Genomic DNA, 25,886 nt, shown 5'->3' with positions numbered 1-25,886 from the left:
GGTGTTTCATCATGCTCATAAGTTTAATTTGGTTAGGTAAAAAGATTGTTCTATTGCTGCTGGCGGTTCAGGCCAGCAGGTGGTTCAGGCTAATTAGAAGTGATTACTATTTTTTTTCTGGCGTAAGGCTGATCGGGGGTTTCTACACGGAACTTTATTTTTGCATAACTCAAAATCCGGAGTGCTTTGGAAGCATCCATATTCCGGTACACTTCTCCCGTAAATTTATTATCAGGTATTTTCCCTTCATAACCGACATCCACATTATACCATCTTGAAAACTGTTTCATGATGGTATAGATATTTGCATTCTCAAATTTAAAAAGTCCGTTTTTCCAGGCTATGGCAGTCAGCGGATCAACCTTCAGTACTTGAAGATCCTGCCCTGCTAAAGCCTGCTCACCAGGAGAAAGAATTTGTTCAAATACAGCCGGACGGCTTACTTTTACACTCCCTTCTAATAAAGTGGTCGCACAAACACCCTCATCTTCATAACTGTTGATGTTAAAATGTGTTCCCAATACTTCTACCTCCTGACTTCTGCTGGCAACGATGAATGGAATATGTGCAGCTTGAATATTTAATTTAGCCACTTCAAAATAAGCCTCTCCTTTCAACTCGACCCTACGCTGCTTGAACGCGGCAAAAGATGCCGGATATCTTAAGGAAGATGCAGCATTCAGCCAGACATGGGTTCCGTCTGGTAAAATCAACTGATACTGGCCGCCTGCAGGAGTTGAAATGGTATTGTAAAGTAAGTTTGGTTTTGTTTGCTGATTAGCTGTTATTTCTTTGAGTTCATAAAGCAATTGTCCGTCTGCAGTTTTTCGGATACTGACTCCTGCTTGTTCGGCAACCTTTCCATTTGCAGCATCTGTTAAGGATAACTTTGTACCATCGGCCAGGGTCAGCGTGGCCTTATTGCCCCCTGGAACCAATTCCCCATTATATTGACTGTAGACAATGGATTTATCCTGGTTTTTAATAAAATAAGTGGCAACTGATAACATCACAAGCAGCAGCGCGGCCGCCAATATTTTTGTCCATAAAGGAAATATTTCTTTTGTTGCCGCAGGTTGAAAAATAGTTTGGAGAATATTTGTTTTCTGCACTGTCGACAGGCCCTGTGAAAAGGTTTCATCTTCCAGGTAACTATCCATTAAATCAAGTAGCGTTTCTTTTTGCGCTTCACTGTTCACCATGCGCATAAACTCCTGTTCTTGCTTTGCAGAAGCTGAACCGTTCATGTACTGATTGAATAAAATTTTTAATCTTGCTTCCGCAATTGCCATAAATTAAGCTGTCTTTTGTTCTATTGACTCACCGGAATCACGGGCGGGGTAATCAATTTGAGAATAAATTATTTTTAACTGGAATGAAACTTATTTTTTCATCAGCATCAGGACGAGCAAAAGGGCATCCATGTATTTAAAATGCGCTCTTATAGCCCTTAGTGCCAACTTCATGTGCGTATGAACAGTGCCCGGCGATATATTTAATTTCGCTGCTGCTTCTTCATATTTAAGTCCCTGTTCATGGCATAATTCATAGACTAATTTACGTTGCGGGGGGAGCGCATCAACGGCTGCCTTTAATATTTTAGTGGAATCATTGTATAAAAGTAAGTGTTCAGCATCAGTTCCGCCGGTAATAACTTGTTCCGTAAGTTCTACTTCGCGAAGTGACTGCGCTGCTAGTTTCTTTAAGGCAGTATAACTATGATTTCTGGTGGCTCGGTTTAGGTAAGCACCGAAATTTTCAATATTTACCAGGTGAGCTCTCTTGAGCCAGATCCTGATAAATACATTCTGTACAATCTCTTCTGCTTGTATTTTCGAACGGGTAAGCCTGATCGAAAAATCATAGACCAATGTCTGATAACGTTCAAATAATTCTGCGAAAGCATTTTGATCTCCGGCGGCAACCTGAACCATCAGGTCACTTTCCAATACATTCTTGTATGGTCTTTCTATGTACATCCGCTTTGATCAGAATAATTTTTAGTTCAATGTCAAACCAATATTATGTATAATTTTTATAATTCTTTAGCGGTGAGCTGATAAAAAGCTTAGCTTTCTTTACGCATGAAACTGTTATAAAAGTTAATCTTACAGCAATTTAAAATTGTTTTAGCATTCTAAAGAAGACCTAATAGCATATCCAGCAGTTTTAACCCTGCAACAATTAAATATAAGTTTAAATAAATTCTTTTAAAGACAAATGAAACTTAGTTTAAACAAATCATTTTTAGACGGAATGACTTACCTTTATTGAATCATGCGTAAATACTTTGTAAGGATTCCCCGGAAAACGCGACTATTGTATTTTATCCTTGTTCAATGTCTATACCTAAAAGCGAAGAAGTATTAACCGCAGACCTTGTAAAACTTGATCCTCACCATTGGGTAGCGAATCATGCAGATTATTTGTTTAATTATGCGATTACCCGGATTAATGAGGAAGAACAGGCACGGGACCTTGTCCAGGAAACATTTTTGGCTGCGCTTCAACGTATAGACAAGTTTGAAGGAAGAAGTTCTGAACGAACATGGCTTACTGCAATATTAAAAAATAAGGTGATAGATGTTTACCGTAAAAAGTCATCAGGGTTAGGAAAAAACACAACTAGTTTAGATACAGAACAACAGGATCAGGATTTTTTTGATCCTTATGATGGTCATTGGAAAAAGACACACCGGCCCGAACCATTTGGCATAGACACGAATGATCCTTTAATGAATAAGGAGCTGAAGGCCATCTTGCAGAAGTGCATGCAAAAACTTCCGGCATTATGGTTATCGGTATTTACGATGAAACATATGGATGAAGAGTCTACTGATCTGATTTGTGAAGAGCTGAGGGTTACGCCTTCTAATTTCTGGGTGATTATTCACCGTGCAAAACTTAACCTGAGAGCTTGTCTCCAAAAAAACTGGATTTAAAATATGAATGAGCTAAAGAATATGATATACAATTGCAGAAAGGCTACTTTTCTCATCGAGAAGAAGCAACTGACTGCATTAACTTTAAGAGAGAAATTAGAACTGCGTATTCATTTAACCGGCTGTTCTTTTTGCAGGCTGTTTCAAAAACAAAGTATTGGAATCAATAAAATGGTCTACGAGCTTTTCCACTCGGCAGAAAACCGGGAGATCAGACTGGATGACGATTACAAAAAGAAGCTTCAGGAGCGTATTGAAGAGAAGCTGGATAAAAATTAAGTCCAGCTCCTCCATATTTCCCTACAAAGCTGCCTTCAATCAGATTAAAGGCAGCTTTGTACATTCGCATTTTGTTATTAATTTGCTTCGTATAAACTCATTCTGTTATGGATTCGTTCTGTTAATGATCCGTTCTGTTACTCACTAAGGCAAATCAAACCCAAATTTCTTGTAGATGGCATTCGCTTCTGCACTGACCAGGAAGTCCATAAAATCTTTGGCCGCAGCCGGATGAGGCGTATTTTTCAATTGACCTGCAATATATTGTGCATGGATATTTTCCTGTTCAGGAATTTCAATCATCTCTACCGGATGACCTATCATTTTCTGATAATGTGCTTCACTGTACCAAACCGGTGCAGCATCACTCTGATCATATAAAATACGCATCGGAGACTGGCGGTGATGAATCTGAGTCAGGAAAGTGGTCTGAGCTTTCAATTTGGTTTCCATCACTGAGGTTTTCAGTTTCGTTCCCCCGGCTTTAACATACGCTTCCTCGATTCGTTTTCCAATACCTTCAAAGTCTGGGTTAGGCATACTTATTCGTAAATCCTTATTTCCTAAATCCTTAAGCCCTTTTACCTTTTTCGGATTACCTTTTTGTACCATAATAGCCAGTTTATTTCTGGCATATAAAGCCGTTTTACTAAACCATTCCGGCGTCTGATCAATCCTGTTTTTTCCCGCAGTATATACATCAGGCTTTAGTGTAATCCGTAAATTCCCGATCACAATACTTCCTGTAGCAATCTGTTTAGCCAGAATTCCCGGGGGAAGTGTTTCTGCAAATACACGCTGGTATTGAGGATGCGCTTTTTTGAATGCAGCAATCAATTCGTCAATCACCATAAACTGGTTCCCTGCAAAAAACACAACAAGCTGTGGATCATTAATATCACCAAATAAATCTGGTACATTATCGACACCGGGAACTGTAAACTGCACTTCACTTTCTGGGGGTGTATTCCACGGCGGGTCAAAACGGTATTCCTGTGCAATAGCTGTACCTGAGAAAAACAGAAGGCATGAAGCCATTAAGACAGCAGACAGGGTTAAAAATTTCGGAGTTAAAATCTTCATCATGCGCTAATTTATGGATGTACAACTGCCCAGCCCTGATAGGCACGGATAATGATTTCTCCATTACCACTAGGCACATAACTGATAAAATCAAATAGGGTACTTTTCTCAATATGTCTTTCTCTAAGCGTATTTTCACATTGAGCGAGTATGACACCTCTGGCCTGCAACTCTCTTAATGTTTTCTCAAATATTCCATTTTGAGCGTAAACGGCTACTCCATCTCCAAAAGCAATGAGTTCCAATTCCAGTTTACCTTTAAGACGAGGATCTTCGAGCGCATTTTTCATATTTCGAAGGGTACCAGCCATTTTCTTTTCATCGCCGCTATTTAAAACATATAGCGCTTTATAATTTTTCAATGCTGCTTTCGCCCCAGTAAAATCTTGTGGTTTTGCCTGGCCAAAACTTGTTGTTACACCAGCCACCATCAAAAGCAGGCTGCAAATAAGAATCTTCATATTCATCTATTTATTGGTTTTATAATAATCAGCTATTGGTTTAAAAGGCCCATATTTATGTTGTTCCATTACAAAATGATCTCCATATGGTCCAAATGGGGAATCGATAGGTTTGGTAGATAAATCAGGGTAATCCTGATGTTGATCTTTATGTTTGCGGGGCTGAGAGTTCACAAAAGCAGCCAGATCCCAGGATTCCTCATCAGTTAACTGCGGGTTTTGATAAGTGGCTCCAAAGGGCATATTATTCTTCACAAAACCAGCAAAGTTGCTGAGTCTGTGCATTCCGGCAGCATCATTATAACTATGCTCTCCCCATAATGGCGGATAAATATAAGTTTGCTGACCTGCAGCAAGTACTCCTTCGCCATGCTGACCATGACAAGACACACATTTTGACGCATATAAAACTTTTCCTTTCAGCGGATCAGCAGCCCTGTCCAGGTATTTGATCCGCTCATAACCAGCCCCGAACACGGGTCCTTTTTTCCCTTCTCCTATCCATTTTAAATAAGCCAGCATAGCCTGCACTTCTTTGCCGGAAGCATCAGGAACCTTTCCGGCCAGACTGCGTTCAAAACATTCTGCAATCCGGTTTGAGGCAGGTACGAACCGGCCTGAACGGTTACTTTTTTTAGGATAACTGCTAAAAAACACCGCATAGTTATTCGCAAATATTTTTGTCCCACCCTGCAAATGACAGTTCTGACAATTCATTCCATTTGAAATGGCTGCAACAGAACCACCTGGGCCAAAGTATTTAGCTGTATTAACGATCAGGTCTTTTCCATATCTGATCATTTCTCCTGTTGTACCTGCCGGGATTGCGTTTTCATCAGGCGCTTTCCAGTTTTGGATTAAAACAGAATTTGCAGTTGAAACAGGATTAGCAGCCGTAACCACTACTATTTTTTCTGTGGTCTGCTGTCCTGATACCAATTGCTGAGCTGCTGATAAATTCTCCTGCCCTTGATTATCCCTTAAAAAAATGCTGAGCAGAATCGCACTGCAAACTATAAAAAGTAAAGCAATTAATACGATGGAACGCGCATTATGAACCAATATTTTTTCGGTTTCATTCAGGTTATTCTTTGACATAGCTTTATAGAGATTTTCTTTCTATATCAAAGGTGAGGTTAACAGATCAGGGTTCATAAGCACAAAAAGTTATCACGGATAACTTGAAGTAATATCGCTATTATACCTTGCTAAATCGAAAAAATTAACATTTATATTGACTTTGTTACTTTTGTTTGAGGCGGATTTTATACCTGGACATTTTCTGAGTCAAATAGCTGTTTTTCAAGCCATTTGCAGCACTACCAGCCGGAAGATTATCCAGTATTTTAGGGACGGCAGCTCTTTGCGCGCTATAAATGCCGGCATGACCGCTAAAAAAATAAGCGGTAAAACAAGCCACTGCAAAAAACAAGGTATACTCGCTGCCAAATAATTCAATACCCATCATTGTACAGGCTAACGGCGTATTCGTGGCTCCTGCAAAAACAGCAATAAAACCAAGAGCTGCAAATAAACTTACCGGAGCATTCAGCAATCCTGACATTGTGTTCCCCAAGGTTGCACCGATGTAAAATAAAGGCGTAACCTCTCCTCCTTTAAACCCAGTTCCCAAGGTCAAAGTGGTATAAACTGTTTTCCAAAGCCAGCTCCAGGTATCAGCGCCACCTTGAATAAATGCGGATGGAATAGTGATTGCCCCCGGATATTCAGCATCAACACCTAAACTTAAATAGTCAGGTTTACCAATCAGATAAGTCAAGCCAATAATAATTAATCCGCCAGCCAGAGGAATGAACCAGCTGATTGTAAAAAGTCTGGAAAAAATCTGCTTAATTCCGTGAACAGCAAAAGAGAATAAATAACTGGCTAATCCAAATGCAACTGATGCCGCAATAACCTTACTCAACAAGAAAATATCAATTGGCAGATAGGCTGATAAAAAATAGGACGTTTTAGGTAAAACAGCAATGTGATAGGCCGTGTGGCGAATTTGCCAGGCAGAAACGGTAAGGTCAGCAATCACGCTGGCAATTAAAGCCGGGAATAGTGCATCGTATTTAATCCTTCCCAAAGTCAATACTTCCAAAGCAAAAATTGCCCCCGTAACCGGAGTTCCAAATACAGCTCCGAATCCCGCAGCAATACCGGCAGTGAGTACCATTTTTGTGTCCTGCTCATTCAGTTTAAACCATTTCCCGAAAACTGCAGCAATACTACCTCCAATTTGTACAGCTGTACCTTCTCTGCCAGCCGAGCCTCCAAAAAGATGGGTGATAATAGTGGTGGTTAAGATGACCGGAGCCATGCGCCAGGGTACCCCGCCACCTGTCTCATGGATTTCATCCATAATCAGGTTGTTCCCTCTTTCAGAAGATTTACCAGCAGACTGGTAAATTAAATGGATTAGTACTCCAGCAAATGGCAATAAAAAAAGCAACCATTGATGGTCAAAGCGTAAATGTATTGCGGCAGAGAGCAACCAGAGAAAAAAGGCAACGACAGTACCAATAGTAATGGCAACAGGAAGAATTAAAAGTGTCCAGCGGATCAGATGGTTAAAAGTTTTCATATATACCTACAAATCATTTATTCCAATGAACGGGATTGTTCATTAGTTTAATTTTGCAGGCGCCATCAGCTTTTTAGGGCGGTTAAGTCGGAAGACACCATTTCCGTGAAACAAATATAAGCATGTCCTGAACAATTACAAATTAATCAGCACTAAACAAGACTGGTCACGCCAGGCGTGACCGGTCTGTTATTGTTAGAATTGGTGTATAATGTTATTAATAATCGTCATTTAAAGCGAAAACTGGCTTTCTGATCATCCATTGACCACTGGTAAAATCAGGAAAATCAATAGTTTCATTCCCTAATTCTATAGACTGCTCACTTAAAGGAGTAATTGCACTCCATGCTGCAGCATCGTAAACATCTAATGGTGTAGGTGTTCCACGTTTCACAGATTCAATAAAAGCGTGTAAGACAAAGAAATCCATTCCACCATGACCAGCGCCTTTTGCATCGTCACCGTATTTTTTCCAAAGCGGGTGATCATATTTCTCTAACCATTCTTTTGCACTGTCCCATTGATGTGGTTTGCTGACACCTTCTACATAAACACTGTTGTTGATATCCATCCATAAACCATTCGTTCCCTGTACACGGAATCCCAATGAATACGGTCTTGGAGAATTTGTATCATGCTGAAGGATAATAGTTTCTCCATTTGCACAGTCAATAGTGGTCGTGACAATATCACCCAGTCTGAAATTGACTTTTGCATTTGGATGGCTCTCTCCTCCTTTATCTACCACATATTTATGCAGACCTCTGGATTTCGTAGCAAATGAATTTAGTTTAAGGAACTTGTTTCCTCTATTGATATTGATGCACTGCGCAACTGGTCCGATACCATGTGTTGGGTATAATTCGCCATTACGATGAACCGAGTGGTTTGTTCTCCATCTGGCTTCTGAGAATCCTTTTTCATTAAATTCTACGCCACCACCATAGGGTTTAATTCCGTCATTAAATTTCACTTCTCTCAAATCATGCTGATAACCGCCTTGTAAGTGAAGGATTTCTCCAAAGATGCCTTGTCTTACCATGTTTAAAACAGCAAGTACATCTCTTCTGTAACAAACATTTTCCAGCATCATTACCTGCGCATCATGTTTTTCGGCAGCATGAACTACATCCCAATGGTCTTGCAGGGTAATACCCAGCATAACTTCGGTAGCTACATATTTTATTCCTGCTTCTATAGATCCGATAATCATTGCTTTATGCCATTCCCATGGAGTAGCGATTAACACAGATTTTAAGTCTTTTAACTGAAGCATTTTTTTCCAGGCATTGTTATCACCTGTAAAGATCTTCGGCATTGGCTTTCCGCTTTTGGTAATCATTGCTTTAGCCATGTCCAGCATTCTTGAATCTACATCACAGATCGCAACAACTTCAACGTCTTCCCTTTTTAAAAGTAAAGCGAGGTGATTTTGCCCGCGCAGACCAACGCCCATCATTGCAATTTTAACTTTCTCGCCTGCGTAATTGGCAAAAAGTGATTTCTCTGGCAGGATCGTTAATGCAGCTGCAGTAAGCGTTGTTGAGGTTACAAATTCTCGTCTGTTCATAATTTTTTTAGTTCAGATAATTGGTTAGCTATATTATTATTTCAATTGTGTATGCGTTATTGATCCGGTGCTGCTTCGCAAAGCCCTTCGATACGCAGCATATTAAATGAAGGCGTTGATAAGGTCATCTCTCCTGCCCAGTCTGCGGTTGTATATTGCATTGTTTTTAAAGTAGAAAGCGTTAGTCCGGCACTATCCATGACTTTTAATTTGGCAAAGCTCATTCCATGTACCATTGGGTTCACGGTCAAAACCAATTGAATTCCGTTAAGTAGTTTATCCATGGTGAGCATTCTGGAATCAATCAGGTTTGCTATAAAAAGATAACCTTCTTTGTTAATTCCTATTTTAATGGCAGGTGTTTGAGCTTGCTGAATACCTAAACTTAAAATCTGTTCCGGGTTTACTGCTTTCACAGGATAGTTTAAATCCCAATTAATTGTAAACGCATAGGCTGTAGAAAGCTCCAGCTTAAAATGCCCGGCTGCAGGCAAATCTATCCATTCTTTAAGGACTGGTATTCCCTGCTCAGTTTTTAAATACGCAGGGGTTTCCAGCACCGGATCTGGTTCTGGGACAATAGGTTCATTTATTGAACTCCCTTTAAAAAGAAGATTAAAGATTTCTCTCCTGTCCATTTTTGGTTAGTTGGTTTTTTGCGCAGTTAAACCCTTTTGTTAAGGATTACAAGGTATAAATTTTCCTTCCAAGCTATGAAGCGACAGCGCATAATTATCACGCAAACGTTTGCCTGGACAGAAACAGGAGGTTTGTGTAAGCACATTGCAACCCACAAAAATCGTTTTATTCAAAAAACAGAGCCAAAAATCAGACTTAAGTTTGAAAAATCAGTTTTTACCCCAGAAATACAACTCAATAGTGCAAATCCAGTAAAAATACGTCTGGTTTTCCTGTTTTTTTTGTTTTTGCCTATCAGACGCATCCATAAAACGTATCAAACGTTTGCGTGGATTTAGGCCCTTTCAAATTCGATACACAGCCTCATTGCTTTATATCTTCAATCATTCCTTTTGAGAGCGCTATCGGAATTATCTTTTCAAAAGGACTACTAACCAAGTCTTAACCTTCATCTTGCATGACAAAACTCTACAAACCGATTAATCCGGGTTTAAACCGGGTTTTCCCACCGTCAGCGAAACTTAAGCAGTTTACGCTAAATCAGTTAACTAAAGCAATTGCCATTTTAGCACTTATTTTATGTTCGACTATTGCCTTCGCCCAAACTCCGGTTACCGGAAAAGTTACGGATGAACAAGGTCTTCCAATGCCTGGCGTTTCCGTAAAAGTTAAAAACACAGCAAATGGTACTATTACGGACGGTAATGGCCAGTTTGCACTCAAAGCAACAACCGATGTCACTTTAGAATTTACCTATATCGGCTACGTACAACAAACAGTTGCCGCAGCTGGAAAAAGTGTCATCAATGTAAGTCTTAAGCCTGATGCAAAGCAGATGGATGAGGTGGTAGTGGTTGGTTATACCACAAAAAGCAAGTCACAAATTGTGAGTTCTGTTTCTACCGTGTCCGCTAAACAGCTTTTGGATGTAACCAGTAATAGCGCCTCTTCTTTATTGCAGGGAAAGGCGGCAGGTGTAGCGGTTTCTTCTTCTTCAGGACAACCAGGAACAACACCTAGTATACGCATCAGGGGTACAGGTACTTTTAGTGCGAATATGGAGCCGCTTACTGTTGTCGATGGTGTAATTGGTGGTACTGCTAATCCAAGGGATATAGAATCTATTACAGTATTAAAGGATGCTGGTGCAACTGGTCTTTACGGTTCACGCGCTGCTAATGGTGTAATTGTAATCACAACCAAACAAGGAAAAAGTGGTAAAACCAGTATAAATTATAGTGGATCTTACGGTATCAATAATGCTTCCCAGGGTAATTTTCAATTGATGAATGGCCAGCAATTACTGGATTACAGTACCTATTTGTATACGAATGATTATAACGCAAAAAGGGCCAGTTTCATCAAACAACTTCAGGCAACTACGCCTAACCCTACGCCACAACAGATTGATGCTTACCTGACTTCTAAATCACTTCCGTTAACGAATACTGAATATTTAGCCGGGTTCCTGCCTTCAACCCCTGGAAATACGGACTGGAGAAAAGAAGCTTTTAAACAGGCTTACACCAACAGTCAGAATATCAATATTTCTGGCGGTGATGAAAAGACCCACTTTTATATAGGTGCTGACTATTACGATGAAAAAGGTACACTCGTCAATACAGGTTATAACAATATCAATTTCAGGGTTAACCTGGATCATAAGATAAATGACCGCTTTAAAATTACAACCAGAGTTAACGCAGGTTTCAGCAAAAAAACAGATGACCGTACCGGGGCGCTTTATCAGGCCTATACCAATCTGCCATGGGATAGTCCTTACAATGCTGATGGAAGTCCAAGATATATAGACAATGAAAGTCAATGGTACGGAAGGGATAAAACCAATTTCGTGTACCTGAACGACTATAATGTTGACAATGAGAGAGGTCAGACTTTAGCGGGAGATTTGAAATTAGAATATAAGATCACGGACTGGTTAAATTTCGCTACGTCAAATAGATATACCACGACGAATACCAGGAGAGAAATTCTGAATGATGCCCGTACTCCTACCGGAAAAGCCAATTCAGGAGAGCTTAGAAATTTATACAACTATTCAAACAGCGTTCTTACTTCCAACTTATTTAATGCAGCGCATAGTTTTGGAAAACATAACTTATCTGGAATAGCCGGCTTTGAGTATCAGCAAAACTATGTGGATAATATTGACGGAACTGGTTATGGTATCCAACCAGGTCTGGAAATATTGAATTCAACTGCCACAGCTTATTTATTAAAAGGTGGAAAATCAAAAAGCCGTTTTATTTCGGAGCTTTTCATGGGCGACTATAATTATGACAACCGCTATTTTGGAACTGTTTCTATGCGAAATGATGGTTCTTCTAAATTCGGTGCAAATCATAAGTTTGGTTTATTCTATTCTCTTGCGGGTGGGTGGTTGATCTCCAACGAGAAATTCTTCAAATCCAGCGTGATTACTAACCTGAAATTACGTGGTAGTTACGGAGTTACTGGTAATACGCCAACGGGAGATTATAGCTCATTGCCTTTATATAGTTTTGATGTTCAGTATGCAAATATTCCAGGTGGTTATCCCTCGGCAATCGCTAACCCTGATTTAACCTGGGAAACCCCTACTACCATAAATGCGGGGATTAATATAGGTTTCTGGAATAGAATTGAATTAAACGTTGATATATATCAGCGCACCAATAAGGATCTGATCATTGCTGTCCCACTTTCTGCTGCCTCCGGTTTTTATAGTTATTTGCAAAATATAGGTTCTGTAAAAAATAAAGGAATTGATATTGAATTAAGTACTAAAAACTTTACTGGTGCCTTTAAATGGAATACAAGTTTCAATATTGGTTTCAACAAAAACAGGGTTACTAACCTATACCTGGATCAGCCTGTAGCCAGGTTCGCTAACCAGAATATTACAGTTGGCCGTGATATGAATTCCTGGTATACCAGAGAATGGGCTGGTGTAGACCCCGCTAATGGAGATCCATTATGGTATATGACCAAAGCAGATGGTACCACAACGACCACTAACAATTATAACGCTGCAGAGAGAAGATACGTGGGGACTTCGTCACCAAAATTTACTGGTGGTATGGGGAATGAGTTTACTTACAAGAATTTCAGCTTAAATACATTCTTCAATTTTGTATATGGCAGTAAGATTTATAATGCCGACCGGGAAGTATTTGATGCGGACGGCGCCTATCCTCAATACAACAGTATGATCTTAAAAGACGGCTGGAACAGATGGGAAAATCCCGGAGATATGGCCACGCATCCAAAAGCTGTAGTGAATGGGAATAAATTATCCAATAAACCTTCTTCAAGATATTTAGAAGATGGTTCATACTTGAGATTAAGGAATATTACCCTGGGTTATAGTTTCTCTGATGCCGTTACTAAAAGACTTAAAATTTCAAATCTGAGAGTTTATGTAAGTGCAGACAACCTGGTTACTTTCACCAAGTTTTCGGGCATGGATCCGGAAGTTGCCGATTTAGATCCGTCTACTATATTCTCTACGCCAAATACGAGTGGAGTAAGCGGTACTAAATACCCGATTAGTAAAAAGATATTATTCGGTGTTAACATAGGTTTTTAAGTATAATTTAAAGATTAAAAAAATGACTAACAGTTATAAAATAATAGTAGCTATGGCGCTTATCGTGTCTGCTACAGCCTGTAAAAAAGACCTGACGCTTCCTCCTTATAGTGGTATCGTTAATGAAACCGTAGTAAGCACGCTTGAAGGACTTCAATCTGCTACTATTGGAACTTATAATTACATCAAGGATCCCTATTATGTACGTAATTATCACATATTTTCTGAGTATGCAAGTGATAATGTCTCCTTAAGTGGTACAACCACTGACCCGTTATTTTATGCTTATAATTATCAGCATCAAAAAAACCAGGGAAATGCAGAAAACTTTTGGCGCAAAGGCTACCAGGCTATTTTCGGTACTAATGTCGTGATTGAAAAGGTAGCAGAAAGTGAAGATCCAGTAAGAAATCAACTGCTTGGAGAAAACTACTTTTTAAGAGCAATGATCCACTTTGATCTGGTGAAGTTCTTTGGCCGGCCTTATACGGATAACAATGGGGAGTCTTTAGGGGTGATGCTTAAAACAAATACGGATGTAAAAGAATTACCTGCCAGGTCAAAAGTAAAGGATGTTTATGCACTGGTAATTAGCGATTTATTAAAATCAATCAAGCTAATGAACAGTACAAAAAACAATAATTTCGCTTCTAAAGAAGTGGCCATAGCGCTATTGAGCAGAGTTTATCTTTATATGGGAGATTATAAAAATGCCTTTGATTATTCGGACCAGGTAATTAAAAGCGGACGTTATTCGCTATTGCCATCTGCTGGATATTCAAAATATTTCACGAGTGTTCCTGAGGGAAATCCAGAAACCATTTTTGCGATAAGACATGTACTTAAAGATGACCGCCTTGATGATGCGATCGGTTCGATGTACTGGGGTGGAGCAATTGGTTATGGTGAAATGTATGCCTCACAATCTTACAGAGATTTAGTTAATAAATTTCCTGAAGATTTACGGAACTCATTTGTCGTTCCGCAATATGAAAAAAATGCTGACGGAACAGTTAAGAAAGACGCACAGGGAAATCCGGTTCTTCAGAAAAGAAATGGTTATCCTAAATACTTCATTAATAAGTACTCATTTCAAGAGGGCTATGAAACTTTAAGTTCTCCTGTAGTTTTGAGATTAGCGGAGATGTATCTGACAAGAGCAGAGTGTGCTTTCCAGCTGGGCAGGCCAAACGATGCATTGGTTGATATTAATGTAATCAGAAGCCGCGCGGGATTAAGTGGGAATGCTTTATTTTCTTCAGGTAACATGATGGGTTATACGAACGTATTGGATGTGATATTGGATGAAAGAAGATTGGAATTCGCATTTGAGTCTCAACGTAAGTTCGATGTGTTCAGAAATAAAAGAACATTAAACAGAGATTATCCGGGTACTCATCTTGCATCCGGACAAACCACACAGCAAATTCCATATACGGATCCCCGTGTGATCTTCTTTATTCCAGAGAATGATATTGTACTCAACCCTAACCTGGTTCAAAATCCTTAACCAAAACCATATACCTATGAAAACAATTATTTTATCCTTATCGTTCCTATCTCTTTTGATAGGAACCTCTTGTAAAAAGAGTGATGCCAATACAGCAGACAACACCAAAACGCCCAAAGAGATTAATGATTTTGTAGCAACCGGGCCAAAGATTGCGATTGCCTTAGGTGGAAATGCCTGGGTAAAAACTACTGCGAGTGAACAGATTAATAACAACGGCCTCGCTAACTGGACTAATGCGGGTGCAGTGACCAGTGTTTACTTCAGAACTGAAACACCGGGTATTGTAACGGTCGCTTTAAGAATGAAAGTCCCTTCAGGAAACAGTACGTTTAAAGTATCAACGGGTACACAGTCCATTACTAAAACAGCTTCAAATTCATCTTTTGATACTGTAGCTGTTGGAAATTTCAATATTACTGCAAAGGGGTATATCAAATTTGATATCCAGGGCATCAGTAAAACGGGTAGTTATTTTGGTGATATCTCAGACCTGATCATCAGTGGAAAACCTGTAACTGATTCCCTATCTTATGTAAAAGACAATATTGATTCCCGTTTTTACTGGGGACGCAGAGGGCCTTCAGTACATGTGAACTATACTGTTCCTGATGCGGTTAAGAACAATGTAGAATGGTTTTATAATGAAATCAATGTTCCTGCTGGTTCAGACCCAATTGGTTCTTATTTCATGTCTAATGGTTTTGGGGAAGGTTATTTCGGTATTCAGGTAAATTCAGCTACAGAGCGCAGAGTATTGTTTTCGCTATGGAGCCCTTTTCCAACCGATGATCCTGCAACGATACCAGATGATAAAAAGATTAAACTGATCAAAAAAGGTACAGATGTACATAGTGGTGAATTCGGCAATGAGGGTTCTGGTGGCCAGAGTTACCTGATTTATCCTTGGGTAGCGGGAAAAACCTATGCTTTTTTAACCCGGGCACAGCCTGATGCAGCAACCAACAAGACTGTTTATACTTCTTACTTTAAACCTTCGGATGGCAACTGGACATTAATTGCAAGTTTTGAACGCCCTGCAACGAATACAAGATTGAAAGGACTGTATTCGTTCCTGGAGAATTTCAATGCAGAAATGGGAAATATTGAACGTAAAGCTAATTATGGAAACCAGTGGGTAATAGATACCAATGGCAACTGGACAGAAATTACAGGGATGAAATTTACGGGTGATGATATTGCAAACAGAGGGTACAGAAAAGATGTTGGCGGGGGCGTAAACGGCAACCAATTCTTTTTAAGAAACGGTGGATTTTTTAGTGATGCAAATGCACTGAAACAAACCTTCAACAGACCTTCCACTGGTGCTGCACATCCAGTGATTGATTTCAATAATCTGCCATAGGAAGATCCTGAACAATTTATCATTTGATACTCAGCAATTAGCCCTGGCAATAATGGCCGGGGCTTTTTATTTAATCATTTTAATTACTTATATTAAAAGATAATTGCAACATTTGGAACAAATGTCAGATAAACCAACTACCATAAAAGAGATAGCAAAGCTTCTTGACATCTCGGTTTCGACCGTTTCGAGAGCTTTGAATGACCATTCCAGCATAGGTTTAATCACTAAAATGCGTGTAAAAAAGATGGCCAAAGAGCTCAATTATGAGCCTAATCAGAGAGCTATTCAATTTTTACAGGGTAAATCACATACAATAGGCGTTATTTTGCCAGAATTGGCTGAATCCTTTTTTTCTGCAGCAATCAGTGGGATTGAAGATATTGCTTATAAAAGAAATTATACTGTGCTGCTCGCCCAGTCACATGATGATGCAGACAGAGAGAAATTACTCATCGAAAAGATGAAGATGCAGCGTGTGGATGGTCTGCTGATTTCGGTTTCGAAAACTACTAATACTTACGAGCATTTTGAGGCCTTTAAAAAATCAAATATCCCCATCGTATTTTTCGATCGTATTCCTCCGGTAAAGAATATACATTTTGTAGCTTCAAACCTGGAATCTGGTACTTTTGAAGCCGTTAATTTCTTGTTGAAGAAAGGTCACCGTACTATTGGTATGATTAACGGCCCGACTAACCTGGTAGCCAGTACGGAAAGAAAAAATGGTTACATCAAGGCCATGACCTCTCACCGGTTAAAATTTGATCCTTCTTTGATGGTTAATTGTGATCTGACAGAATCAGGAACCATTGAATCTATGGATAACTTCCTGAACCATAAACGCAAGCCAACAGCTATCGTGACTTTCAATGATTATGTAGCTTTATTTGCCATTCGTTATGCCCGCTCTTTAAATATACAGATCAATAAAGATATCGACTTTGTGAGTTATGCGAATCTGCCATTGATCAATTATATGGACTTTACCCCGATTGCTTCCGTTGAGCAGTTCCCTTATAAACAAGGAAAAAAAGCTGCAGATATTTTACTGGACCTGATCAACAAACCCAAGAGTGATTCTGACGCGGAACCGGCTTATTATAACGTAGTTGTGGAGTCAGAGCTGATCATTAACAAGGAGAAATAAGTTTACACAAACGTTTGCACAACGATCTGATAGCGAAATTGATTAAGTTTGAGTTTATAAAAAAATAAACCCGCTTAATTTATGCTTGATCAAATTTTACCGTTGTACGGAATGGAGACTACTGGAAATGACGTACAATTATTTGGAGATGGTCTGATCAATCGTACCTGGAAAATAACCACACCAGCTAACGGATATATTTTACAGCAAGTCAATCAAGCTGTCTTTAAAAAGCCGCACGATATCGATCAGAATATAGCTGCGCTAAAGTCTTATTTAAGTAAAACACATCCTGATTATCTTTTTGTGTCTGCGCTTCCAGGATTATCCGGTGATTCGTTATTGGAAACACCAGAGGGATATTTCAGATTATTTCCTTTTGTAGAGAATTCACATTCGCTGAATGTTTTAAATAAAAAAGAAGAGGCTTATGAGGGAGCAAAGCAATTCGGACGATTCTCAAGATTACTGAATGATTTTGAGGTTGAAAAATTGCACATTACCCTGCCCGGTTTCCATAACCTGACTTTACGTTTCGATCAGTTCAATGTCGCAGTAGCACAGGCATCTGCCCAGCGCAAAGAAAAGTCTAAGGACTTAATTGCTTTCATCATGAAGCATGCAGATATTGTAACTACTTATAAAAATATAGTAGAACATCAGGAGATTCCGCAGCGGGTAATTCACCACGATACCAAAATCAACAATGTTCTTTTTGACCAGGAAAATAAAGGGATCTGTGTGATTGATCTGGATACGGTAATGCCTGGTTATTTTATTAGTGATGTTGGGGATATGATGAGAACTTACTTGTCTTCTGCGAATGAGGAAGAAACGGATCTGACTAAAATAAATGTGAGAAAAGATTTCTTTAAGGCCATATATGATGGCTACATGGAAGAGATGGGAGATGTATTAACTCCAAAGGAAAAAAGCTATTTCACTTATGCAGGAAAATTCCTGATTTATATGCAGGCTATCCGGTTCCTGGCCGATTATCTTCAAAATGATATTTATTATGGGGAAAAATACGAAGGCCATAATCTGGACCGGACAAAAAACCAGGTCACTTTACTGGAAAGATACCTTGAACTGGAACCTGAACTGGAAGAAATTACAGGAAAGTTAACGACATCTTAACCAATAGTCCACCAACTGCCGGGGATGTCCGTTCCTGAACGGACATCCTGGATACTTCTTCATTTGAGGCATCAATTTTGTTTAATAGTTTATCTCAAACAATTTAACAGAGAAGATGGATCGTAAACAGTTTATCAAAAATAATATTGTCTTAGGTATTGGACTGACCGCCTCAAAATTAGGATCAGCCTTTCCCCTGCCTGCAAAGAAAGAAGCTGAACATCATCGTGTCATTATTATCGGTACTGGGTATGGTGCCGCTGTTGCGGCTTTACGTTTGGCAGAGAAAGGTATAAAAGTATTGATGCTGGAAATGGGTATGGACTGGCCTGCCACTAAAGATCATACGACTTTCTCTAAATTGATTTTCCCGGATAAACGTTCTACCTGGTTAAAGTCTCATAGTATTCTTCCTTTTGCCAATGTCTTTACGTTCAAAAAGTATACAGGTGTGCTGGATAGAATGGATTTCGATCACCTGAAGGTTTATGTGGGCAGAGGGGTTGGCGGTGGTTCATTGGTTAACGGAGGAATGGCGGTCGTTCCCAAAAGAGCATATTTTGAAAGTATTCTTCCGGAGGTAAACGCGGCTGAGATGTATGCTAAGTATTTTCCTCTGGCTAATCAAATGCTGAAAGTGAATTCTATTTCACCGGAATTTTTCGAGTCTACTCCCTATTATAAATTTGCACGTACAGCAAGAGACCAGGCGCACAAGGCTGGATATAAAACTGTTTTTGTACCCAATGTATATGATTTTGGGTATATGGAAAAAGAGAGCCGGAAAGAAGTCTACCAGTCTGCTTTAAATGGTGAGGTGGTTTATGGCAATAATGCAGGAAAACAGAGTTTGGACAAAACTTATCTTGCGGCAGCTTTAAAGACAAATAAGGTCGAAATCAGGCCAATGCATAGTGTAAGGTCTATTCATCAAACCGAGGCAGGATATAAACTGGAGGTCGATAAGATTACTACAGAAGGCCACACAGAATTTACGCAGGATTTCAACTGTGATTATCTTTTCGTTTGCGCAGGCAGTATGGGAACTTCCGGGCTGATGGTAAAAGCAAAAGCAACAGGTACGCTGCCTAAGCTGAATGAAGAAATAGGCAAAGGATGGGGAAATAATGGAAATGTAATGGCAGGAAGAAATTTCATTAAACAAGGTACAGGCAGTAAACAATCTTGTATTCCAACTATGGCCATTGACGATTGGGATAATAAAGAGCATCCTGTTTTCGCAGAGATTTCGCCTATGCCCATGAAAATGGAAACCTGGACTTCTTTATACCTCGCAATTACCAAAAATCCTAACCGCGGAAAATTCACTTACAACAGTCTGACGAATAAAGTACTGTTAAAAGTTCCTGAAGATTTTAGTACAGATGCTTTGGCAACTGTCAAAAACCTGATGGATAAATTGAACAAGGAAAATGGAGGCACACCCGCCCGTTTATTATTCAAGAACGGTGTAAACGGTGAAATCTGTTATCATCCTTTAGGGGGCTGCGTAATTGGCAAAGCGACCGATTTATATGGCAGGTTCAAGGGATATAATAAATTATATACTTGTGATGGCTCATTGTTACCGGGAAGTACCGGAGTAAATCCTTTTGTGACAATTACAGCGCTGGCTGAAAGAAATATAGAAAAAATAATAGCAGCGGATTTTAGTTAAAAATCCGCTGCTATTATAATTCAGGTATTAGCTGTCAGCATTTTTCCCGCACCATTCTTCTGCTGTCAAGATCTCTGCCTGACGAGGGAAAACTTTTTCTACCAGTACGCGGTGTACTTCTTCATCACCATCTGCACAGCAGTCTGCTAACACAGTGATCTGGTAATCTTTATCCGCTGCTTCACGTAAAGTAGAAAGTACTACGCCGCTGGTAGAAACACCAGTAAGTACGATATGCTGAATTCCGGCTGCTCTTAAATTCACCTCCAGGTCACTTCCGGTAAAGGCACTGAAACGGCGTTTAACCACAACCACTTCCTCCCCTTGTGGCGCAAGCTCCGGAAGAATCCTGGCAAATTCTTCCATATTTAAAGTCTTGAATCTTTCTTTGCCTGCACTAAAACTTTTATTGTTATTGCTTATTTCTGGCAACCCTGCCCTGAAACTTATAGTTACATAGATTACAGGGATTCCATGACTGCGTGCATGTTTGATTGTACTGGCTATGGTTGTAGTCAGCAATGCGATTACAGGAGGCGCCATCATACCGGATATTCCACATTGCATATCCATGACCAGCAATGCGGTGTTTTGTTGATTCTGTTCCATTGTATTAAATAGTTAAATTTTAGTTACGAAATTAATTTTTCTGATAGTCGCTCCTCAAATATTTATAGAATAAAGCAGCTATAATAAGTGCTGTTATCCCCTGAAAAAACAGAGCGGCGGGTGAGCCTATGCGCTGAGATACAGCACCAATGATTAAACTTCCTAAAGGCAGCATCCCAAAATAAGCCATTGCGATATAACTCATCACCCTGCCTCTCATTTGAGGATCTGAATCAACTTGTATCACCGTCAGACAGACCGTGGTCAAAGACATCATGGCAAATCCCGATAAAGTAGCAAACAGCATGGCCAGAGGAAAATAGCTGAGCTGAGAAAAAATCATCAGGCTAATCCCAAGAATCACAGTGTTAATTAGCAAAATAATCTTCAGATTAGCGCCTGGCTTCAACGAGGCGAGAAATATAGAGTTAGCTACTGCCCCTATTCCTATAAAACTATTGATATAACCATAAGTAGCCGCGTCTCCTTTAAATATTACCTTGGCAAATACTGGCAGCAGTGTATTATAAGGCAATACTAAAAGGCTTGTCAAACCCAAAATCAACAGCATAATACGGATTGAAGCTGTGTTTTTCAAGTACGTAAAACCTTCACTAAGCTCAGACTTGATTTTCTTTTTGACCAGCGCAGGAACATAAGCCGGCAACTTCATCAATAATAAGGAGGCGATGACCGCAATAAAGCTTACTGCATTTAAAAGGAAGCACATTCCTGCACCAAACTTCACTAGTATAATACCTGATAAAGCGGGACCAATGAGCCTTGCCAGATTCACCATCGAAGAATTAAGTGCAAGCGCATTTGGTAAATCTGCTTTATCAGTTACCATTTCATGAATTAACGGCTGTCTGGCGGGTACGTCAAAAGCATTAATTACACCAAGCACTCCACTTAAGGTGAGTATTTCCCAGGCCGTATAATGAGCTGTAAAAATCAATATGCTCAGTAACACAGCCTGTACCATCGATGCAATCTGAGTAATCAGTAATACTTTATACCGGTTGTACCGGTCTGATGCAATCCCGCCCAGCAGAGAGAAAAGGAAGGACGGAAACTGAGAGACAAACACGGTAAGTCCAAGCATAAAAGCAGAATGTGTCATCGTATAAACTACCCAGCTTACTCCTGTACGCTGCATCCAGGTACCAATCTGGGAAACGGACTGGCCACTAAAAAACAACCTGTAATTACGGTTATTAAACGCACGGAATGTATTCGTCAACTGAACAGTTTTCATTTTTCTTACTTTAAGCATTTCGACATTATTTGTTTATTTGTCGAAACAAGTGCAAATTTTTTTACTTTTTTAATCCATGAATAACCAAGCGGGACAGCGCATTTACCGCAGCTTCTATCCTGCTAAAATCATTATCAAGTACCATTTCTCTCTTTAATCCATGCAGCCCGCTTAACAATACAAAAATCAGATCGTCACGATCTTTAGCGTGTATACTGCGTAGTTCTCCAGTTTCCACGCCGTAGTCAAGAATCTGGCCCAGCATTTTATTTTCTCTTTCTACTACGCGTTTATGAATGGCATGTTTGGCTTTATTGAAATTAGACATTTCATTGGCATCCATACCAACATCCAAGGCACTGTAAAGTGCTCTTCTCTTTTCTAAAAGTTGTAATCTGGTTAAATAAAAGGCATTTATCTTTAGTTCAGCAGAAGATTGCTGAGCGATTGCACGGGCAACTTCTTCCAGATTTTCTCTGATTTCATTGTCCATTACAGCATCCAGGATTTCCTCCTTATTCTTATAGTAATAGTACAGAGAGCTTCTTCCTTTGCCGATGGCCTTAGCCACGTCATCCATAGTTACTTTTTGAAGTCCATGCGTCTGAAATAGCTGTTGAGCAGCTTGCAATATCTGTTTTTGGATGGCATCATCTTTTATAGGCTCACTAGCAGACATAGGAATGTGTTTAATTACACGACAAATATAAAAAATTTGACATTTAAACAAAATATGTCGAAAAATCTATTTAAGTGAAAAAGGGAGAGATTTAAGCAGACAATGTCGCTGAAATCCCTCCCTCAATTAATTGGTTAAAAGTCCTTACTCGATTAGCTATCCCCCCTTACTTGATTGGCTTAATCCAATAACTATTAGCCTGATCAGCAAAAGGAACACGGTATTTCTTTAACGGGTTCGAACCCCAGCTGTCAATTCCCTGTACACCAGATTGCTGTGCATCCATATGTACATAAATGCTGTTTCGTACTGTTAATTTACCGGAATGATATTGTTTTTTATCCTGTTCAGGATCCAGATCATCCAGGCTGTAAGGCAAAGCAGAGAAGCTTAACAGGTTATTTTCATAAACAAACTGTAAACCCTTCCCCTTCTGATTCGTGAAGTTTACCCAACGTACATCTGTTTTATTGCCGCTTTCCTGCGGACGCGCATAAGCAAAATACTGATCTTTCGTTTTTTGTTTATACAGACCAACCAGGGAAGCCGTTTTTCTATCCCAGTAGTTTTCCCACGGGCCTCTTCCATAAAATTCAATGTTGTCATAGGCTTTCTTCAATTCCAGGTCAGTACCTACTCTAAGTAATAAAGGATACTTTCCTTTAACTGCTTTTAAATGGTTGTCAACCTTTAAAGTACCGTCAGCGAAAACAGTTATAGCTGATTCTTGCACGGCCTCTCCAGCTAACAGGTCTTTCGTAAAGTTCATCGTATAACTGCCATCCGCATTTTGTTTTAAATCTAAAGCGATTAGTTTTGCCATTTGATAAGCGTTCCGCCATTTGCGCAGGTTTTTATTGAATCCGGCACCGATATCATTATCTGTAGGTGCTCTCCAGTAGGCTGGTACGGGCCCATTTTCCAAGACCTGTTCATTGTGCTGAAAATAGCTTTTCAAAACGCCTGCTTTCACATCAAATTCTACGCTGAAATCTTTACCTGAAACCGTATAAATGGTTTCAGTTTTATTGATTTTCAAGTCACCTTTAGCAATAGCAGGTTGTACAGCAGCTTCCAATTTATTTAAGGCAAACTGCGCATAGGCTACTTCATAACCTTTTTCTAAAAAGGGCTCTGCTTCTTTCAATACGTAATGTACATTCAGAAAGTATTCTTTGCCAGCTTGCTGTTTAAATTTAACAGGCAAGGTCATCGTGATTTCTGCACGCGGACCAATTGCAAGGTTTGCAACCGTTCCTTTATCAATAATTCTCCCATTTTCTATCACCTCCCAGTTTAACTGAGTGTGGTTTATATCCCTAAAAAAATAACTATTATTAATTTTAACCTGGTTATTGCCCAAATAAGTTGTTTTGATAAACTGATGCGTCTTTTTCACCTGTACAGCCATTGGCGTTAATTGTCTGTGGGCGGTAACTACCCCTTTAACACAAAAATTATTATCACTGAAATTTTCATTCACCGGTCCTTCCAGAGGAAAGTCACCGCCGTAAGCTAAAATACGTTTTCCATTTTTAATGGTATCTAATCCCTGGTCAATCCACTCCCAGATAAAACCTCCCTGTAGCTTTGGATAATGTTCAATTGCATCCCAGTATTCATCATAATTGCCTAAGCTGTTTCCCATAATATGAGCAAACTCACTCATGATTAATGGACGTGTTTCTTTACTTTTTGAGTACTCAATTAACCAGTCAGGATCTGGGTATTGCGGTACAATCATATCTGTATTAAAATCTTCTTCTGCACGCTCATATTGTACCGGGCGTGTAGGATCAGTTTTTTTAAGCCAGGAATAACCTTCATACATATTTGTTCCGTTCCCTGCTTCATTGCCCAGTGACCAGGTAACTACCGAAGGATAGTTTTTATCTCTTTCATACATCCTGCGGATCCGTTCAAAATGAGCATTACGCCAGGTTTTATCATTCGCAAAAGTAATTGCCAGGTCATATCCCCGGCCGTGAGATTCAATATTCGCTTCATCGACCACGTATAAACCATATTCATCACAAAGCTCCATCCAGTAAGGATCAGGAGGGTAATGGGAATGACGGACTGCATTTATATTGAGTTTTTTCATCATCTCCATATCTTTACGCATATCCGCATGAGTTAAGGTATGGCCTTGCCTGGCATTGTGTTCGTGCCTGTTCACGCCTTTAATAAAGACACGCTTCCCATTCACCAGAAAATCACTTCCTTTAATTTCTACGCTGCGGAATCCTACACGTTGCGGAATTACTTCCAAAACTGCTCCTTTGCTATCTTTAAGGATGATATTCAAAGTGTACAGATAAGGAATTTCGGCAGACCACTGTTTAACTGACGGAATCTCTTTTTTGAAATCCAGCTGCTGATGGTAATTTCCTAATACGGTTTGGGGATCGGAATTGGCTTTCCAGATTGATTTTCCAGTTGCATCTCTTAATTCCAATGCGACAGAGAAAGTATCTGGTCTGCTGTGATTTGTATGCTGATCCATCCTGTAATTGTCTACATTCAACTGTACGTCCAATATACCGTCTTTATAATCCTTTGTCAGATTACCATTTACCCTGAAATCACGGATATCTATTTTTGGGGTGGAATATAAGTAGACCTCACGTTCGATACCAGAAATGCGCCACATATCCTGGCACTCCAGGTAACTTCCGTCACTCCATCTGTATACTTCTAAAGCGATCAGGTTCTTGCCTGGCTTTACATATTTGGTCAGGTCAAATTCGGCTGCCAGCTTACTGTCTTCACTGTACCCTACTTTTTTACCGTTTACCCAGATATAAAACGCGGATTTTACTGCGCCTAAATGAATAAATATCTGACGTCCGTCCCAGTTGGCAGGCACTTCAATTGTTTTACGGTACGAGCCTACCGGGTTGTTATCAGCTGGAATGTCAAAAGGAGGATTTAAGCGCGCGCCTCTTTTAGTCTGACCTGCAAATTCATAGGGTTGATTGACATAAATTGGTAAACCATATCCATTAGTTTCCCAGTTGGCAGGAACTTTAAAGTCCTTCCAGTTTGTATCGTTGTAATCTGTTTTATAAAAGTCTAAAGGTCGTTTTGCGGGGTCTTGCACCCAGTTAAATTTCCATGTTCCGTTCAGGGATATGAAATAGGCAGAGTTTTCTTTTTGTCGTTTAGCGGCCAGTGCACTATTTTCATAGGCATAGGCTTCAGCACGCATTGACATCCGGTTAACGGATACGATATCGGGCGTTTGGAGCTCGGTTGGAATCAATTGCGCTTTAACAGTGAGCGTACCTGAAAGCAAAACAATCATTCCTAAAAGCGTTGATTGGAGTGAAGATTTCATTTG

Annotated in this window: 20 protein-coding genes and 1 riboswitch; of the genes, 8 read left to right on the top strand and 12 right to left on the bottom strand. The window is 39.7% G+C overall.

Annotation, left to right across the window (positions count from 1 at the left end):
• Positions 1–89: 89 nt before the first annotated feature.
• Both ABIB30_RS10570 and ABIB30_RS10565 read right to left on the bottom strand, forming a co-directional pair.
• Positions 90–1,292, bottom strand: coding sequence for a FecR family protein (locus tag ABIB30_RS10570; protein ID WP_354301791.1), 1,203 nt, complete (start codon positions 1,290–1,292; stop codon positions 90–92).
• A gap of 90 nt (positions 1,293–1,382) precedes the next feature.
• Entirely contained in the window at positions 1,383–1,979 is a 597-nt protein-coding gene (locus ABIB30_RS10565) for an RNA polymerase sigma factor (RefSeq protein WP_354301789.1), read from the bottom strand.
• 360 nt (positions 1,980–2,339) lie between these two features.
• On the opposite strand from ABIB30_RS10565, the gene ABIB30_RS10560 reads away from it, so the two are divergent.
• Positions 2,340–2,942, top strand: coding sequence for a sigma-70 family RNA polymerase sigma factor (locus ABIB30_RS10560; RefSeq protein WP_354301787.1), 603 nt, complete (start codon positions 2,340–2,342; stop codon positions 2,940–2,942).
• A gap of 3 nt (positions 2,943–2,945) precedes the next feature.
• On the top strand, positions 2,946–3,221 hold the full coding sequence (locus tag ABIB30_RS10555; protein WP_354301785.1) for a hypothetical protein: 276 nt from the start codon (positions 2,946–2,948) through the stop codon (positions 3,219–3,221).
• A 144-nt stretch (positions 3,222–3,365) separates the two neighbouring features.
• On the opposite strand, the gene ABIB30_RS10550 is transcribed toward ABIB30_RS10555, so the two are convergent.
• The 6 genes from ABIB30_RS10550 to ABIB30_RS10525 all read right to left on the bottom strand — a co-directional run bounded on the left by ABIB30_RS10550 (position 3,366) and on the right by ABIB30_RS10525 (position 9,563).
• Positions 3,366–4,307: a molybdate ABC transporter substrate-binding protein gene (locus tag ABIB30_RS10550; RefSeq protein ID WP_354301783.1), complete on the bottom strand. Its 942-nt coding sequence runs from the start codon at positions 4,305–4,307 to the stop codon at positions 3,366–3,368.
• An 8-nt stretch (positions 4,308–4,315) separates the two neighbouring features.
• Positions 4,316–4,765, bottom strand: a complete 450-nt coding sequence (locus ABIB30_RS10545) for a DsrE family protein (protein ID WP_354301781.1) — start codon at positions 4,763–4,765, stop codon at positions 4,316–4,318.
• 6 nt (positions 4,766–4,771) lie between these two features.
• Positions 4,772–5,863, bottom strand: coding sequence for a c-type cytochrome (locus tag ABIB30_RS10540; RefSeq protein ID WP_354301779.1), 1,092 nt, complete (start codon positions 5,861–5,863; stop codon positions 4,772–4,774).
• A 145-nt stretch (positions 5,864–6,008) separates the two neighbouring features.
• Positions 6,009–7,355, bottom strand: a complete 1,347-nt coding sequence (locus tag ABIB30_RS10535; RefSeq protein WP_354301778.1) for a voltage-gated chloride channel family protein — start codon at positions 7,353–7,355, stop codon at positions 6,009–6,011.
• Between the two features lie 49 nt (positions 7,356–7,404).
• Positions 7,405–7,469: riboswitch (Fluoride riboswitch) on the bottom strand.
• A gap of 103 nt (positions 7,470–7,572) precedes the next feature.
• The gene (locus tag ABIB30_RS10530) at positions 7,573–8,925 is read right to left on the bottom strand and encodes a Gfo/Idh/MocA family protein (protein WP_354301777.1); all 1,353 of its coding nucleotides are present in this window, start codon (positions 8,923–8,925) and stop codon (positions 7,573–7,575) included.
• Positions 8,926–8,981: 56 nt separating this feature from the next.
• Positions 8,982–9,563: a hypothetical protein gene (locus ABIB30_RS10525; RefSeq protein ID WP_354301775.1), complete on the bottom strand. Its 582-nt coding sequence runs from the start codon at positions 9,561–9,563 to the stop codon at positions 8,982–8,984.
• A gap of 458 nt (positions 9,564–10,021) precedes the next feature.
• Here ABIB30_RS10525 and ABIB30_RS10520 point away from each other — a divergent pair, with 458 nt between their 5' ends.
• From ABIB30_RS10520 to ABIB30_RS10495, 6 genes are all read left to right on the top strand, one after another.
• Positions 10,022–13,153 (top strand): SusC/RagA family TonB-linked outer membrane protein, encoded by a 3,132-nt coding sequence (locus tag ABIB30_RS10520; RefSeq protein ID WP_354301774.1) that lies wholly within the window; start codon positions 10,022–10,024, stop codon positions 13,151–13,153.
• A 22-nt stretch (positions 13,154–13,175) separates the two neighbouring features.
• Positions 13,176–14,663, top strand: coding sequence for a RagB/SusD family nutrient uptake outer membrane protein (locus ABIB30_RS10515; protein WP_354301773.1), 1,488 nt, complete (start codon positions 13,176–13,178; stop codon positions 14,661–14,663).
• Between the two features lie 16 nt (positions 14,664–14,679).
• On the top strand, positions 14,680–16,029 hold the full coding sequence (locus ABIB30_RS10510) for a DUF3472 domain-containing protein (RefSeq protein ID WP_354301772.1): 1,350 nt from the start codon (positions 14,680–14,682) through the stop codon (positions 16,027–16,029).
• Between the two features lie 121 nt (positions 16,030–16,150).
• Positions 16,151–17,179 (top strand): LacI family DNA-binding transcriptional regulator, encoded by a 1,029-nt coding sequence (locus ABIB30_RS10505; protein ID WP_354301771.1) that lies wholly within the window; start codon positions 16,151–16,153, stop codon positions 17,177–17,179.
• A gap of 81 nt (positions 17,180–17,260) precedes the next feature.
• Positions 17,261–18,319, top strand: coding sequence for a phosphotransferase enzyme family protein (locus ABIB30_RS10500; RefSeq protein WP_354301770.1), 1,059 nt, complete (start codon positions 17,261–17,263; stop codon positions 18,317–18,319).
• A 115-nt stretch (positions 18,320–18,434) separates the two neighbouring features.
• A complete protein-coding gene (locus tag ABIB30_RS10495) occupies positions 18,435–19,997 on the top strand; it encodes a GMC oxidoreductase (RefSeq protein WP_354301769.1) in 1,563 nt (520 codons plus the stop codon).
• Positions 19,998–20,024: 27 nt separating this feature from the next.
• Here ABIB30_RS10495 and ABIB30_RS10490 read toward each other — a convergent pair whose 3' ends face one another.
• The 4 genes from ABIB30_RS10490 to lacZ form a co-directional block, all read right to left on the bottom strand.
• On the bottom strand, positions 20,025–20,606 hold the full coding sequence (locus tag ABIB30_RS10490; protein WP_354301768.1) for a cysteine hydrolase family protein: 582 nt from the start codon (positions 20,604–20,606) through the stop codon (positions 20,025–20,027).
• Positions 20,607–20,637: 31 nt separating this feature from the next.
• Positions 20,638–21,882 (bottom strand): MFS transporter, encoded by a 1,245-nt coding sequence (locus ABIB30_RS10485; protein WP_354301766.1) that lies wholly within the window; start codon positions 21,880–21,882, stop codon positions 20,638–20,640.
• Positions 21,883–21,925: 43 nt separating this feature from the next.
• Positions 21,926–22,543 (bottom strand): TetR/AcrR family transcriptional regulator, encoded by a 618-nt coding sequence (locus tag ABIB30_RS10480; RefSeq protein ID WP_354301764.1) that lies wholly within the window; start codon positions 22,541–22,543, stop codon positions 21,926–21,928.
• Between the two features lie 166 nt (positions 22,544–22,709).
• On the bottom strand, positions 22,710–25,883 hold the full coding sequence (gene lacZ / locus ABIB30_RS10475; RefSeq protein WP_354301762.1) for a beta-galactosidase, LacZ type: 3,174 nt from the start codon (positions 25,881–25,883) through the stop codon (positions 22,710–22,712).
• Positions 25,884–25,886 lie beyond the last annotated feature (3 nt).

The organism is Pedobacter sp. UYP1 (assembly GCF_040547305.1).
Lineage (GTDB): Bacteria > Bacteroidota > Bacteroidia > Sphingobacteriales > Sphingobacteriaceae > Pedobacter.
Note: the sequence above shows the minus strand (reverse complement) of the source record. Positions and strands in the feature narration are given on the sequence as shown.